Genomic DNA, 14,487 nt, shown 5'->3' on the forward strand with positions numbered 1-14,487 from the left:
AGATGGATTATACGCTCACCCGCATAGATCCTAACGGTGAGAATGACCGTTACCCCCTGCAAAAACAGGAGATCGTAACCGACCCCCTGGAGCAAGAAGTCAACAAAAGCGTGTACATGGGCAAACTCGAACATGCCATGCACGATATGGTCAACTGGGGTCGTAAGAACTCCATCTGGCCATACAACTTTGGCCTTTCTTGCTGCTACGTTGAAATGGTGACGTCATTCACTGCGGTGCATGACGTTGCGCGTTTTGGGGCCGAGGTACTGCGTGCTTCCCCGCGTCAGGCTGACCTGATGGTGGTGGCCGGTACCTGCTTTACCAAAATGGCGCCTGTTATTCAGCGTCTGTATGACCAGATGCTGGAGCCAAAATGGGTTATCTCCATGGGCGCATGTGCAAACTCCGGCGGTATGTACGACATTTATTCCGTTGTGCAGGGCGTTGATAAGTTCATTCCGGTGGATGTTTACATCCCGGGCTGCCCGCCGCGCCCAGAAGCCTATATGCAGGCGCTGATGCTGCTGCAGGAGTCTATCGGTAAAGAACGTCGCCCACTCTCATGGGTTGTTGGCGATCAGGGTGTCTATCGCGCGAACATGCAGTCCGAGCGCGAGCGTAAACGTGGTGAACGTATTGCCGTCACCAACCTGCGTACGCCTGACGAAATTTAATTTGCGCCTGTAGGCCTGGAGAAAACCTTCGCATATCACTACTCAAATAGCGCGAAGCCAGGCTTAACAGTCACCACGGACCATTTGCAATGGTGAACAATATGACCGACTTAACCGCGCAAGAAGCCGCCTGGCAGACCCGGGATCATCTTGATGACCCCGTTATTGGCGAACTGCGCAACCGTTTTGGGCCGGATGCCTTTACCGTTCAGGCGACCCGCACCGGGGTACCCGTTGTTTGGGTGAAGCGTGAACAATTGCTGGAAGTTGTCGATTTCCTCAAGAAATTGCCAAAACCTTACGTCATGCTGTTTGACTTACACGGCATGGACGAACGTCTGAGAACGCACCGCCAGGGTCTCCCTGCTGCGGATTTTTCCGTTTTCTACCACCTGATCTCAATAGACCGCAACACGGATATCATGCTCAAGGTGGCATTGTCTGAAAACGACATGCATCTGCCGACGATCACCAAACTTTTCCCGAACGCTAACTGGTATGAGCGTGAAACCTGGGAAATGTTCGGCATGACCTTCGACGGCCACCCGCACCTGACGCGCATCATGATGCCGCAGACCTGGACCGGCCACCCGCTGCGTAAAGACTACCCGGCACGTGCGACCGAATTCGATCCGTTTGAGCTGACCAAAGCCAAGCAGGATCTGGAGATGGAAGCGCTGACCTTCAAGCCGGAAGACTGGGGCATGAAGCGCGGTACTGAAAACGAGGACTTCATGTTCCTCAACCTCGGTCCGAACCACCCGTCTGCGCACGGTGCATTCCGTATAATTCTTCAGCTTGACGGCGAAGAGATTGTCGACTGCGTCCCTGACATCGGCTACCACCACCGTGGTGCTGAGAAGATGGGCGAGCGTCAGTCCTGGCACAGCTACATTCCGTATACCGACCGTATCGAGTACCTCGGCGGCTGCGTAAACGAAATGCCTTACGTGCTGGCCGTTGAGAAACTGGCAGGTATCACCGTACCGGATCGCGTTAACGTGATTCGCGTGATGCTGTCTGAACTGTTCCGTATTAACAGCCACCTGCTGTACATCTCCACGTTCATTCAGGACGTGGGCGCGATGACCCCGGTCTTCTTCGCCTTTACCGATCGTCAGAAAATCTACGATCTGGTGGAAGCGATTACCGGCTTCCGTATGCACCCGGCCTGGTTCCGTATTGGCGGTGTGGCGCACGATCTGCCGCGCGGCTGGGACCGCCTGCTGCGTGAATTCCTCGACTGGATGCCGAAGCGTCTGGCGTCTTACGAGAAAGCCGCGCTGCGCAACACCATCCTGAAAGGCCGTTCCCAGGGCGTTGCTGCCTACGGCGCGAAAGAAGCGCTGGAGTGGGGGACCACAGGTGCTGGCCTGCGCGCGACCGGTATTGATTTCGACGTGCGTAAAGCCCGTCCTTACTCAGGCTACGAGAACTTCGACTTTGAAGTCCCGGTTGGCGGCGGTGTTTCCGACTGCTACACCCGCGTGATGCTGAAAGTGGAAGAGCTGCGCCAGAGTCTGCGCATCCTTGAGCAGTGCCTCAACAACATGCCGGAAGGCCCGTTCAAGGCGGATCACCCGCTGACGACGCCGCCGCCGAAAGAGCGCACGCTGCAGCATATCGAAACCCTGATCACCCACTTCCTGCAGGTTTCCTGGGGCCCGGTCATGCCGGCGCAAGAATCCTTCCAGATGATTGAAGCGACCAAGGGGATTAACAGTTACTACCTGACCAGCGACGGCAGCACCATGAGCTACCGTACCCGCGTGCGTACGCCGAGCTTTGCGCACCTGCAGCAGATCCCGTCCGCCATCCGCGGCAGTCTGGTCTCTGACCTGATTGTGTATCTGGGTAGTATCGATTTTGTTATGTCAGATGTGGACCGCTAATTATGCACGAGAATCAACAACCACAAACCGAGGCTTTTGAGCTGAGTGAAGCAGAGCGTGCCGCCATTGAGCACGAGATGCACCACTACGAAGACCCGCGTGCGGCGTCCATTGAAGCGCTGAAAATCGTACAGAAACAGCGTGGTTGGGTGCCGGATGGGGCGATTTACGAGATCGCAAAAGTGCTGGGCATTCCGGCAAGTGACGTAGAGGGCGTAGCTACGTTCTACAGCCAGATCTTCCGTCAGCCGGTAGGCCGCCATGTGATCCGCTACTGTGACAGCGTCGTCTGCCACATTACCGGCTATCAGGGCATTCAGGCTGCGATTGAGAAAAAGCTCAATATCAAGCCGGGACAGACCACGTTCGATGGACGCTTTACTCTGCTGCCAACCTGCTGCCTGGGTAACTGCGACAAGGGGCCGACCATGATGATTGATGAGGACACTCACAGCCATCTGACGCCGGAAGCGATTCCTGACCTGCTGGAGCAGTACAAATGAAAACTGTAATTCGTACTGCTGAGACGCATCCGCTGACCTGGCGTCTGCGCGATGACAAACAGCCGGTATGGCTCGACGAATACCAGAGCAAAAACGGCTATGCCGGTGCGCGTAAAGCCCTCGGCGGCATGGCGCCGGACGACATCGTTAATGCGGTGAAAGATTCCGGCCTGAAAGGCCGCGGCGGTGCGGGCTTCTCCACCGGTCTGAAGTGGAGCCTGATGCCGAAAGACGAATCCATGAACATCCGTTACCTGCTGTGTAACGCCGATGAAATGGAGCCAGGCACCTATAAAGACCGCCTGCTGATGGAGCAGCTGCCGCACCTGCTGGTGGAAGGCATGCTGATCTCCGCGTTTGCGCTGAAAGCGTACCGTGGCTACATCTTCCTGCGCGGTGAGTACATCGAAGCGGCAGAAAACCTGCGTCGCGCGATTGCCGAAGCCACCGAAGCCGGCCTTCTGGGTAAAAACATCCTGGGTACCGGGTTTGACTTCGAACTGTTCGTGCACACCGGTGCCGGGCGTTACATCTGCGGTGAAGAAACTGCGCTGATTAACTCCCTGGAAGGCCGCCGTGCGAACCCGCGTTCCAAGCCACCGTTCCCGGCAAGCTCCGGCGTGTGGGGTAAACCGACCTGCGTAAACAACGTCGAAACCCTGTGTAACGTCCCGGCTATCCTCGCCAACGGCGTGGAGTGGTATCAGGGCATCTCCTCAAGCAAAGATGCCGGTACCAAGCTGATGGGCTTCTCCGGTCGCGTGAAGAACCCTGGCGTCTGGGAACTGCCGTTCGGTACCACCGCACGCGAAATTCTTGAAGACTACGCCGGCGGCATGCGCGATGGCCTGAAATTCAAAGCCTGGCAGCCGGGTGGGGCAGGGACAGACTTCCTGACCGAAGCCCACCTTGATCTGCCGATGGAATTCGAAAGCATTGGTAAAGCAGGCAGCCGTCTGGGTACGGCGCTGGCGATGGCCGTCGACCACGAGATCGGCATGGTATCGCTGGTGCGTAACCTGGAAGAGTTCTTCGCTCGCGAGTCCTGCGGCTGGTGTACACCGTGCCGTGATGGTCTGCCGTGGAGCGTGAAGATCCTGCGCGCAATCGAACGTGGCGAAGGCCAGCCTGGCGATATCGAGACGCTTGAGCAACTGTGTCGATTCTTAGGCCCGGGTAAAACCTTCTGCGCCCACGCACCGGGTGCCGTCGAGCCGCTGCAGAGCGCGATTAAATATTTCCGCGACGAATTCGAAGCAGGCATCAAGCAGCCGTTCAGCAATACCCATTCGATCAATGGTATTCAGCCGAACCTGCTGAAAGCGCGCTGGTAACGACAAGAATTTTGATTAACGCTCGGTTTCGACCGAGCCAACTGGAAGCATGCTAATGGCTACGATTCATGTAGACGGCAAAGAATACGAAGTCAACGGGGCGGACAACCTGCTGGAAGCTTGTCTGTCTCTTGGCCTCGATATTCCGTACTTTTGCTGGCATCCGGCGCTGGGCAGCGTCGGTGCTTGCCGCCAGTGTGCGGTGAAGCAATATCAAAACGCGGAAGACACGCGTGGTCGCCTGGTGATGTCCTGTATGACGCCAGCCACCGAAGGCACCTTTATTTCGATTGATGACGAAGAAGCCAAACAGTTCCGCGAAAGCGTGGTGGAGTGGTTGATGACCAACCACCCGCACGACTGTCCTGTTTGTGAAGAGGGCGGTAACTGCCACCTTCAGGATATGACCGTGATGACCGGTCACAGCTTCCGTCGCTATCGCTTTACCAAGCGTACCCACCGTAACCAGGATTTGGGGCCGTTCATCTCTCACGAAATGAACCGCTGCATCGCCTGCTATCGCTGCGTGCGTTACTACAAAGACTATGCAGACGGTCAGGATCTGGGCGTGTATGGCGCGCATGACAACGTCTACTTCGGTCGTCCGGAAGACGGCGTGCTGGAAAGCGAATTCTCCGGTAACCTGGTCGAAATCTGCCCGACCGGCGTCTTCACGGATAAAACCCACTCCGAGCGTTACAACCGTAAATGGGACATGCAGTTTGCGCCAAGCATCTGCCAGCAGTGTTCCCTCGGCTGTAACACCAGCCCGGGTGAGCGCTACGGCGAACTGCGTCGTATCGAAAACCGTTACAACGGTACCGTAAACCACTATTTCCTGTGCGACCGCGGTCGTTTCGGCTATGGCTATGTGAACCTGAAAGACCGTCCGCGTCAGCCGGTTCAGCGCCGTGGCGACGACGTTATTACCCTGAACGCTGAACAGGCGATGCAGGGCGCGGCAGATATTCTGCGCCAGTCGAAGAAAGTGATCGGCATCGGCTCCCCGCGCGCCAGTATCGAAAGCAACTTCGCGCTGCGCGAGCTGGTCGGGGCGGAAAACTTCTATACCGGTATCGCCCAGGGCGAGCAGGAACGTCTGCAGCTGGTACTGAAAGTGCTGCGTGAAGGCGGTATCCATACCCCTGCGCTGCGTGAAATTGAATCCTATGATGCGGTCCTGGTGCTGGGTGAAGACCTGACGCAAACCGGCGCCCGCGCGGCCCTGGCGGTTCGTCAGGCGGTGAAGGGTAAAGCACGTGAAATGGCAGCGGCGCAGAAAGTGGCTGACTGGCAAATTGCGGCAATCCTCAACATCGGCCAGCGCGCGAAGCACCCTCTGTTTGTAACGAACGTCGACAACACCCGTCTGGACGATATCGCCGCGTGGACCTACTGCGCGCCGGTTGAAGATCAGGCGCGCCTCGGCTTTGCCATTGCCCACGCGCTGGACAACAGCTCACCGGCCGTTGAACTGGATCGCGACCTGCAAAACAAGGTCGACGTGATTGTTCAGGCCCTCGCAGGTGCAAAGAAACCGCTGATTATCTCCGGAACCAACGCCGGTAGCGCTGAAATCATTCAGGCCGCCGCGAACGTTGCCAAAGCCCTGAAAGGCCGCGGTGCAGACGTTGGCGTGACCATGATTGCCCGTGCGGTAAACAGCATCGGTCTGGGCATGATTGGCGGCGGCTCGCTGGAAGAAGCGTTAAGCGAACTGGAATCCGGTGCCGCTGACGCCGTTGTGGTGCTGGAAAACGATCTGCACCGCCACGCGTCTGCCGCTCGCGTTGACGCCGCGCTCTCCAAAGCGCCGCTGGTGATGGTGATTGACCATCAGCGCACCGCGATCATGGACAAAGCGCATCTGGTGCTCTCTGCGGCAAGCTTCGCAGAAAGCGACGGTACCGTTATCAACAACGAAGGCCGCGCGCAGCGTTTCTTCCAGGTTTACGACCCGGCGTACTACGACAGCAACACCGTGATGCTGGAAAGCTGGCGCTGGCTGCACTCCCTGCACAGCACCGTGCAGAGCCGTGAAGTGGACTGGACGCAGCTCGACCACGTTATCGACGCGGTGGTGGAAAAACTGCCTCAGCTGGCAGGCATTAAAGATGCCGCACCTGAAGCCAGCTTCCGCATCCGCGGCCAGAAGCTGGCGCGTGAACCGCACCGCTACAGCGGCCGTACCGCTATGCGCGCCAATATCAGCGTGCACGAACCGCGCCAGCCGCAGGATAAAGACACCATGTTCGCCTTCTCCATGGAAGGGAACAACCAGCCGTCTGCCCCGCGTTCGCAAATCCCGTTCGCATGGGCTCCGGGCTGGAACTCCCCGCAGGCGTGGAACAAGTTCCAGGCTGAAGTGGGCGGCTCCCTGCGCCACGGCGATCCGGGCGTGCGTCTGATTGAAGCTTCCGAAACCGGTCTGGACTTCTTCACCACCGTACCGGCGAGCTTCCAGGCGCAGGACGGTAGCTGGCGTATTGCCCCGTACTACCACCTGTTCGGTAGCGACGAGCTGTCCCAGCGTTCACCGGTCTTCCAGACCCGTATGCCGCAGCCTTACATCAAGCTCAACCCGGCGGATGCCGCGAAGCTTGGCGTTAACGCGGGCGCGAACATCGCCTTTAGCTATGACGGCCAGACCATCAGCCTGCCGCTGATTATTTCTGAAAATCTGACAGCAGGGCAGGTCGGTCTGCCGATGGGTATGCCTGGCATCGCGCCGGTTCTGGCGGGTGCGCGTCTTGATAATCTGCAGGAGGCAAAAGCATGAGTTGGTTAACGCCGGATCTTATCGACATCCTGCTGAGCATTCTGAAAGCGATTGTTATCCTGCTGGTGGTGGTCACCTGCGGCGCGTTCATGAGCTTTGGTGAACGTCGTCTGCTCGGTCTGTTCCAGAACCGTTACGGACCGAACCGCGTGGGCTGGGGTGGTTCACTCCAGCTGGTCGCGGACATGATCAAGATGTTCTTTAAAGAGGACTGGATCCCGCGCTTCTCGGATCGCGTGATCTTTACTCTGGCACCGATGATCGCCTTCACCTCGCTGCTGCTGGCGTTTGCTATCGTTCCGGTCAGCCCGACCTGGGTGGTCGCTGACCTGAACATCGGCATTCTGTTCTTCCTGATGATGGCTGGTCTCGCGGTTTACGCGGTCCTGTTCGCAGGCTGGTCCAGTAACAACAAATACTCGCTGCTGGGCGCGATGCGTGCTTCCGCGCAGACGCTGAGCTACGAAGTGTTCCTGGGGCTCTCCCTGATGGGCGTGGTGGCGCAGGCCGGTTCATTCAACATGACCGACATCGTCAACAACCAGGCCGACATCTGGAACGTTATCCCGCAGTTCTTTGGGTTTATTACCTTTGCTATCGCGGGCGTGGCCGTGTGTCACCGTCACCCGTTTGACCAGCCGGAAGCCGAACAGGAACTGGCCGACGGTTACCACATTGAATATTCCGGCATGAAGTTCGGTCTGTTCTTTGTGGGCGAGTACATCGGTATCGTCACCATTTCCGCGTTGATGGTAACGCTGTTCTTTGGTGGCTGGCATGGCCCGTTCTTACCGCCGTTCATCTGGTTCGCGCTGAAAACCGCGTTCTTCATGATGATGTTCATTTTGATTCGCGCAGCGTTACCGCGTCCACGTTATGACCAGGTAATGTCCTTCGGCTGGAAAGTGTGCCTGCCGCTGACGCTCGTCAACTTGTTGGTAACGGCAGCTGTCATTCTCTGGCAGCAGCCATAAGGGGCTATAGACCATGACCTTAAAAGAATTACTGGTAGGTTTCGGTACCCAGGTACGCAGTATCTGGATGATCGGCCTGCACGCGTTTGCTAAACGCGAAACCCGGATGTACCCGGAAGAGCCGGTATATCTGCCGCCGCGCTACCGTGGCCGTATCGTGCTGACGCGCGACCCTGACGGCTCCGAGCGCTGCGTTGCCTGTAACCTGTGTGCGGTAGCGTGTCCGGTCGGCTGTATCTCTCTGCAGAAAGCCGAGACGGTAGACGGCCGCTGGTACCCTGAGTTCTTCCGCATCAACTTCTCACGCTGCATTTTCTGCGGTCTGTGTGAAGAAGCGTGCCCAACCACGGCGATTCAGCTGACTCCAGACTTCGAGCTGGGTGAGTACAAGCGTCAGGACCTGGTGTACGAGAAAGAGGATCTGCTGATTTCCGGTCCGGGCAAATACCCGGAATATAACTTCTACCGGATGGCGGGTATGGCAATCGACGGCAAAGATAAGGGCGAAGCAGAGAATGAAGCTAAGCCTATCGACGTCAAGAGCCTGTTACCGTAAGGAGAGGGCAATGGAATTCGCTTTTTATATCTGTGGCCTTATCGCCATCCTGGCTACGCTGCGAGTGATTACGCACACCAATCCGGTGCATGCGCTGCTGTACTTAATCATTTCGCTGCTGGCTATTTCCGGGGTGTTCTTCGCGCTGGGCGCGCACTTCGCCGGTGCGCTGGAGATCATCGTTTACGCCGGGGCCATCATGGTGCTGTTCGTGTTCGTAGTGATGATGCTGAACCTGGGCGGCTCTGAAATTGAGCAGGAACGTCAGTGGTTAAAACCGCAGGTGTGGATTGGCCCGGCAATTTTGTCGGCCATCATGCTGGTGGTGATCGTTTACGCCATTCTGGGCGTGAACGATCAGGGCATCGACGGCACGCCAATTGGTGCGAAAGAGGTGGGTATCACGCTCTTTGGCCCATACGTTCTGGCGGTGGAACTGGCCTCTATGTTGCTGCTGGCAGGCCTGGTTGTGGCTTTCCACGTTGGCCGCGAAGAGCGTGCTGGCGAGGTGCTGAGCAACCGCACTGACGACCGCGCGAAAAGAAAAACGGAGGAGCGCGCATGATCCCCTTAACACATGGACTGATCCTCGCTGCGATTTTATTCGTTCTGGGTCTGACCGGTCTGGTTATCCGCCGCAATCTGCTGTTTATGCTGATCGGCCTGGAAATCATGATTAACGCCTCCGCACTGGCCTTCGTGGTCGCCGGAAGCTACTGGGGCCAGACCGATGGTCAGGTGATGTACATTCTCGCCATCAGCCTCGCGGCTGCTGAAGCGAGTATTGGCCTGGCGCTGTTGCTGCAGCTCCATCGTCGCCGCCAGAATCTGAACATCGATTCAGTAAGTGAGTTGCGTGGATGAACATGCTTGCCTTAACCATTATTTTTCCGCTGATTGGCTTCGTGCTGCTGGCGTTTTCTCGCGGCCGCTGGTCTGAGAATCTGTCCGCGACCGTTGGCATGGGCTCTGTCGGCCTGGCTGCGCTGGTCACAGCGTATGCGGGTATCGACTTCTTTAACAACGGACGCCAGCCTTTCAGCGTGCCGCTGTGGACCTGGATGTCGGTCGGTGATTTCAACATCGGTTTCAACCTGGTGCTGGACGGCCTCTCGCTGACCATGCTCTCCGTGGTCACCGGCGTCGGCTTCCTGATCCACATGTTTGCCTCCTGGTACATGCGCGGTGAAGAGGGTTACTCCCGCTTCTTCGCCTACACCAACCTGTTTATTGCCAGCATGGTCGTTCTGGTGCTGGCCGATAACCTGCTGCTGATGTATCTGGGCTGGGAAGGCGTGGGCCTGTGCTCTTACCTGCTGATCGGTTTCTACTATACCGATCCGAAGAATGGCGCAGCGGCCATGAAAGCGTTCGTCGTGACCCGCGTGGGTGACGTCTTCCTCGCGTTCGCGCTGTTCATTCTCTACAACGAACTGGGCACGCTGAACTTCCGCGAGATGGTGGAACTGGCGCCAGCACACTTCGCCGCAGGCAATAACATGCTGTGGTGGGCAACGCTGATGCTGCTGGGCGGTGCCGTGGGTAAATCCGCGCAGCTGCCGCTGCAGACATGGCTGGCCGACGCGATGGCGGGTCCAACCCCTGTCTCCGCGCTGATCCACGCCGCGACCATGGTCACCGCCGGTGTTTACCTGATTGCGCGTACTCATGGCCTGTTCCTGATGACCCCGGAAATTCTGCATCTGGTGGGTATCGTCGGTGCGGTCACGCTGGTGCTGGCAGGCTTTGCCGCGCTGGTTCAGACCGACATCAAGCGCGTTCTCGCGTACTCCACCATGAGCCAGATTGGCTACATGTTCCTGGCGCTGGGCGTTCAGGCGTGGGACGCGGCCATTTTCCACCTGATGACGCACGCGTTCTTCAAAGCGCTGCTGTTCCTCTCATCCGGTTCGGTGATTCTGGCCTGCCATCACGAGCAGAACATCTTCAAGATGGGCGGACTGCGTAAGTCCATCCCGCTGGTCTACGTCTGCTTCCTGGTGGGCGGCGCGGCGCTGGCGGCACTGCCGCTGATCACCGCGGGCTTCTTCAGTAAGGACGAAATCCTTGCGGGTGCCATGGCGAATGGTCATATCAATCTGATGGTTGCGGGTCTGGTCGGTGCGTTCATGACCTCCCTGTATACCTTCCGTATGATTTTCATCGTATTCCACGGTAAAGAACAAATTCACGCTCACGCAGGGAAGGGGATTACCCACCACCTGCCGCTGATTGTGCTGCTGGTACTCTCCACCTTCGTTGGCGCGATGATTGTGCCTCCGCTGCAGGGCGTACTGCCGGCGACAACCGAGCTTGAGCACGGTCGTGTTCTGACGCTTGAAATCACCTCCGGTGTGGTCGCTATCGCGGGTATCCTGATTGCGGCATGGCTGTGGCTGGGCAAACGTACGCTGGTCACTGCCGTGGCCAACAGTGCGCCGGGCCGCCTGCTGGGCACCTGGTGGTACAACGCGTGGGGCTTTGACTGGCTGTACGACATGATCTTCGTTAAGCCGTTCCTGGGCATCGCGTGGCTGCTGAAGCGCGACCCGCTGAACAGCCTGATGAACATCCCGGCGCTCCTCTCCCGCTTTGCAGGTAAAGGCCTGCTGTACAGCGAGAACGGTTACCTGCGCTGGTATGTGGCGTCCATGAGCATTGGTGCGGTTGTGGTGCTGGCGCTGCTGATGGTATTGCGTTGATCGTTAAGTGAATTTTATTCGAATTCGTTGAAAATCAGGCCCCTGCTGGGGGCCTTAAAAAGGAATGTAAATCGCCATGTTACTACCCTGGCTAATATTAATTCCCTTCATCGGCGGCTTCCTGTGCTGGCAGACTGAACGCTTTGGCGTGAAGATGCCGCGCTGGATCGCGCTGATCACCATGGGATTGACGCTCGCGCTTGGCCTGCAACTGTGGTTGCAGGGCGGTTACTCACTAACCCAGTCTGCGGGCATTCCGCAGTGGCAGTCTGAGTTCATCCTGCCGTGGATCCCACGTTTCGGCATTACGATCCACCTGGCGATTGACGGTCTGTCGCTGCTGATGGTGGTGCTGACCGGTCTGCTCGGCGTTCTGGCGGTACTCTGCTCCTGGCGTGAAATCGAAAAATACCAGGGCTTCTTCCACCTGAACCTGATGTGGATCCTGGGCGGCGTAATCGGCGTGTTCCTTGCTATCGACATGTTCCTGTTCTTCTTCTTCTGGGAGATGATGCTGGTGCCGATGTACTTCCTGATCGCGCTGTGGGGCCACAAGGCGTCCGACGGTAAAACGCGTATCACGGCGGCAACCAAGTTCTTCATCTATACCCAGGCGAGCGGTCTGGTAATGCTGATTGCCATTCTGGCGCTGGTGTTCGTTCATCACAACGCAACCGGCACCTGGACCTTCAACTACGAAGACCTGCTGAAGACCCCGATGTCACACGGCGTTGAATACCTGCTGATGCTGGGCTTCTTCATTGCCTTCGCGGTGAAAATGCCGGTGGTTCCTCTGCACGGCTGGCTGCCAGACGCGCACTCCCAGGCACCAACGGCGGGTTCCGTTGACCTGGCGGGCATCCTGCTGAAAACGGCGGCCTACGGTCTGCTGCGTTTCGCACTGCCGCTGTTCCCGAATGCCTCCGCGGAGTTCGCACCGATTGCCATGTGGCTGGGTGTGATCGGTATCTTCTACGGTGCCTGGATGGCCTTCACGCAATACGACATCAAGCGTCTGATTGCTTATACCTCCGTTTCCCACATGGGCTTCGTGCTGATTGCTATCTACACCGGCAGCCAGCTGGCGTACCAGGGCGCGGTGATCCAGATGATTGCGCACGGTCTGTCCGCAGCCGGTCTCTTCATCCTGTGCGGCCAGCTGTATGAACGTCTGCATACCCGCGACATGCGTATGATGGGCGGTCTGTGGAGCAAAATTAAATGGCTGCCAGCGCTCTCCATGTTCTTCGCGGTGGCTACCCTGGGGATGCCGGGTACCGGTAACTTCGTCGGCGAATTCATGATTCTGTTCGGCAGCTTCAAAGTGGTACCGGTGATTACCGTGATCTCCACCTTTGGTCTGGTGTTCGCTTCCGTGTACTCGCTGGCGATGCTGCACCGCGCTTACTTCGGTAAAGCGAAGAGCGAAATTGCTGCACAAGAACTGCCGGGGATGTCGCTGCGTGAGCTGTTCATCATCCTGCTGCTGGTCGTACTGCTGGTGCTGTTGGGCTTCTTCCCGCAGCCGATTCTGGATACCTCGCACAGCGCGATGGGCAATATCCAGCAGTGGTTTGTTAATTCTGTTTCTACTACAAGGCCGTAATTCGCCATGACAATAACTCCACAACAACTGATCGCGCTGCTACCGCTGCTGATCGTCGGATTGACGGTGGTGGTTGTGATGCTCTCCATTGCGTGGCGACGCAATCACTTCCTGAATGCCACGCTGTCGGTCATCGGCCTGAATGCCGCGTTAGTCTCACTCTGGTTTGTTGGCCAGGGCGGGGCGATGGACGTCACCCCGCTGATGCGCGTTGACGGTTACGCCATGCTCTACACCGGGCTGGTGCTGCTGGCGAGCCTGGCAACCTGTACCTTTGCTTACCCGTGGCTTGAAGGCTACAACGACAACAAAGAAGAGTTTTACCTGCTGGTACTGATTGCCGCGCTGGGCGGCATTCTGCTGGCGAATGCCAACCATCTGGCCGCGCTGTTCCTCGGTATTGAGCTGATCTCTCTGCCGCTGTTCGGCCTGATTGGTTACGCCTTCCGTCAGAAGCGCTCTCTGGAAGCGAGCATCAAGTACACCATTCTGTCTGCTGCCGCGTCGTCCTTCCTGCTGTTTGGTATTGCGCTGCTGTACGCTCAGTCCGGTAACCTCTCCTTCATGGCGCTCGGCAAGAGCCTCGGCGACGGCATGCTGCATGAGCCGCTGCTGCTGGCGGGTCTGGGCATGATGATCGTTGGCCTCGGCTTCAAGCTCTCTCTGGTTCCGTTCCACCTATGGACACCAGACGTATACCAGGGGGCGCCTGCTCCGGTGTCGACCTTCCTGGCGACGGCGAGCAAAATCGCTATCTTCGGTGTGGTCATGCGTCTGTTCCTGTACGCGCCGGTGGGTGATAGTGAAGCCGTTCGCGTGGTGCTGGGCATCATCGCGTTCGTCTCCATCATCTTCGGTAACCTGATGGCGCTGAGCCAGACCAACATCAAGCGTCTGCTGGGCTACTCGTCCATCTCTCATCTGGGCTACCTGCTGGTGGCGCTGATTGCGCTGCAGAGCGGTGAGATGTCGATGGAAGCCGTAGGCGTGTATCTGGCCGGTTACCTGTTCAGCAGCCTCGGCGCCTTCGGCGTGGTGAGCCTGATGTCCAGTCCGTACCGTGGTCCGGATGCCGATTCACTGTTCTCCTACCGTGGTCTGTTCTGGCACCGTCCAATTCTGTCCGCGGTAATGACCGTGATGATGCTCTCTCTGGCGGGTATCCCGATGACGCTGGGCTTTATCGGTAAGTTCTACGTGCTGGCCGTTGGTGTGCAGGCGCACCTGTGGTGGCTGACTGCCGGTGTCGTTATCGGCTCCGCGATTGGCCTCTACTACTACCTGCGTGTGGCCGTGAGCCTGTACCTGAGCGCGCCTCAGCAGCTCAACCGTGATGCTCCAGGCAACTGGCAGTACAGCGCCGGTGGTATCGTAGTGCTTATCTCCGCGCTGCTGGTGCTGATCTTCGGTATCTATCCGCAGCCGCTGATTGATATCGTGCAGCGAGCGATGCCGCTGATGTAA

Annotated in this window: 12 protein-coding genes; all 12 read left to right on the forward strand. The window is 57.8% G+C overall.

Annotation, left to right across the window (positions count from 1 at the left end; all coding sequences use genetic code 11):
• Positions 1-2: 2 nt before the first annotated feature.
• The gene (gene nuoB / locus INF73_RS12735) at positions 3-677 is read left to right on the forward strand and encodes an NADH-quinone oxidoreductase subunit NuoB (protein ID WP_003861482.1); all 675 of its coding nucleotides are present in this window, start codon (positions 3-5) and stop codon (positions 675-677) included.
• Positions 678-766: 89 nt separating this feature from the next.
• A complete protein-coding gene (gene nuoC, locus INF73_RS12740) occupies positions 767-2,569 on the forward strand; it encodes an NADH-quinone oxidoreductase subunit C/D (RefSeq protein ID WP_028013933.1) in 1,803 nt (600 codons plus the stop codon).
• Positions 2,570-2,571: 2 nt separating this feature from the next.
• Positions 2,572-3,072, forward strand: a complete 501-nt coding sequence (gene nuoE / locus INF73_RS12745; RefSeq protein WP_006176513.1) for an NADH-quinone oxidoreductase subunit NuoE — start codon at positions 2,572-2,574, stop codon at positions 3,070-3,072.
• Positions 3,069-4,406 carry an NADH-quinone oxidoreductase subunit NuoF gene (gene nuoF / locus INF73_RS12750; protein ID WP_006811381.1) on the forward strand — a complete coding sequence of 446 codons (1,338 nt, stop codon included), beginning with the start codon at positions 3,069-3,071 and terminating at the stop codon, positions 4,404-4,406. The genes nuoE and nuoF overlap by 4 nt, the downstream gene beginning before the upstream one ends.
• Positions 4,407-4,461: 55 nt before the next feature.
• Positions 4,462-7,185 carry an NADH-quinone oxidoreductase subunit NuoG gene (nuoG, locus tag INF73_RS12755; protein WP_045259693.1) on the forward strand — a complete coding sequence of 908 codons (2,724 nt, stop codon included), beginning with the start codon at positions 4,462-4,464 and terminating at the stop codon, positions 7,183-7,185.
• Positions 7,182-8,159 carry an NADH-quinone oxidoreductase subunit NuoH gene (gene nuoH, locus INF73_RS12760; protein ID WP_008500211.1) on the forward strand — a complete coding sequence of 326 codons (978 nt, stop codon included), beginning with the start codon at positions 7,182-7,184 and terminating at the stop codon, positions 8,157-8,159. Before nuoG ends, nuoH begins: the two co-directional genes overlap by 4 nt.
• Positions 8,160-8,172: 13 nt before the next feature.
• A complete protein-coding gene (nuoI, locus tag INF73_RS12765; RefSeq protein ID WP_003861491.1) occupies positions 8,173-8,715 on the forward strand; it encodes an NADH-quinone oxidoreductase subunit NuoI in 543 nt (180 codons plus the stop codon).
• Between the two features lie 10 nt (positions 8,716-8,725).
• Entirely contained in the window at positions 8,726-9,280 is a 555-nt protein-coding gene (gene nuoJ, locus INF73_RS12770) for an NADH-quinone oxidoreductase subunit J (protein WP_008500212.1), read from the forward strand.
• Positions 9,277-9,579, forward strand: coding sequence for an NADH-quinone oxidoreductase subunit NuoK (nuoK, locus tag INF73_RS12775; protein ID WP_003861496.1), 303 nt, complete (start codon positions 9,277-9,279; stop codon positions 9,577-9,579). Before nuoJ ends, nuoK begins: the two co-directional genes overlap by 4 nt.
• Positions 9,576-11,417: an NADH-quinone oxidoreductase subunit L gene (nuoL, locus tag INF73_RS12780; protein WP_193541990.1), complete on the forward strand. Its 1,842-nt coding sequence runs from the start codon at positions 9,576-9,578 to the stop codon at positions 11,415-11,417. The genes nuoK and nuoL overlap by 4 nt, the downstream gene beginning before the upstream one ends.
• A 76-nt stretch (positions 11,418-11,493) precedes the next feature.
• A complete protein-coding gene (nuoM, locus tag INF73_RS12785) occupies positions 11,494-13,023 on the forward strand; it encodes an NADH-quinone oxidoreductase subunit M (protein ID WP_008500214.1) in 1,530 nt (509 codons plus the stop codon).
• Between the two features lie 6 nt (positions 13,024-13,029).
• Complete coding sequence (gene nuoN, locus INF73_RS12790) at positions 13,030-14,487, forward strand: NADH-quinone oxidoreductase subunit NuoN (RefSeq protein ID WP_028013929.1); 1,458 nt, start codon at positions 13,030-13,032, stop codon at positions 14,485-14,487.

Origin of the sequence: Enterobacter cloacae complex sp. P6RS, from assembly GCF_014982245.1 — a bacterium.
GTDB classification, from domain to species: Bacteria; Pseudomonadota; Gammaproteobacteria; order Enterobacterales; family Enterobacteriaceae; genus Enterobacter; species Enterobacter bugandensis.

Bases quoted from the DNA above. Each gene is read 5' to 3' on its own strand.
- nuoF (WP_006811381.1), top strand. From the start codon at position 3,069: ATGAAAACTGTAATTCGTACTGCTGAGACGCATCCGCTGACCTGGCGT.
- nuoG (WP_045259693.1), top strand. From the start codon at position 4,462: ATGGCTACGATTCATGTAGACGGCAAAGAATACGAAGTCAACGGGGCG.
- nuoK (WP_003861496.1), top strand. From the start codon at position 9,277: ATGATCCCCTTAACACATGGACTGATCCTCGCTGCGATTTTATTCGTT.
- nuoL (WP_193541990.1), top strand. From the start codon at position 9,576: ATGAACATGCTTGCCTTAACCATTATTTTTCCGCTGATTGGCTTCGTG.
- nuoH (WP_008500211.1), top strand. From the start codon at position 7,182: ATGAGTTGGTTAACGCCGGATCTTATCGACATCCTGCTGAGCATTCTG.
- nuoB (WP_003861482.1), top strand. From the start codon at position 3: ATGGATTATACGCTCACCCGCATAGATCCTAACGGTGAGAATGACCGT.
- nuoN (WP_028013929.1), top strand. From the start codon at position 13,030: ATGACAATAACTCCACAACAACTGATCGCGCTGCTACCGCTGCTGATC.
- nuoM (WP_008500214.1), top strand. From the start codon at position 11,494: ATGTTACTACCCTGGCTAATATTAATTCCCTTCATCGGCGGCTTCCTG.
- nuoC (WP_028013933.1), top strand. From the start codon at position 767: ATGGTGAACAATATGACCGACTTAACCGCGCAAGAAGCCGCCTGGCAG.
- nuoI (WP_003861491.1), top strand. From the start codon at position 8,173: ATGACCTTAAAAGAATTACTGGTAGGTTTCGGTACCCAGGTACGCAGT.
- nuoJ (WP_008500212.1), top strand. From the start codon at position 8,726: ATGGAATTCGCTTTTTATATCTGTGGCCTTATCGCCATCCTGGCTACG.
- nuoE (WP_006176513.1), top strand. From the start codon at position 2,572: ATGCACGAGAATCAACAACCACAAACCGAGGCTTTTGAGCTGAGTGAA.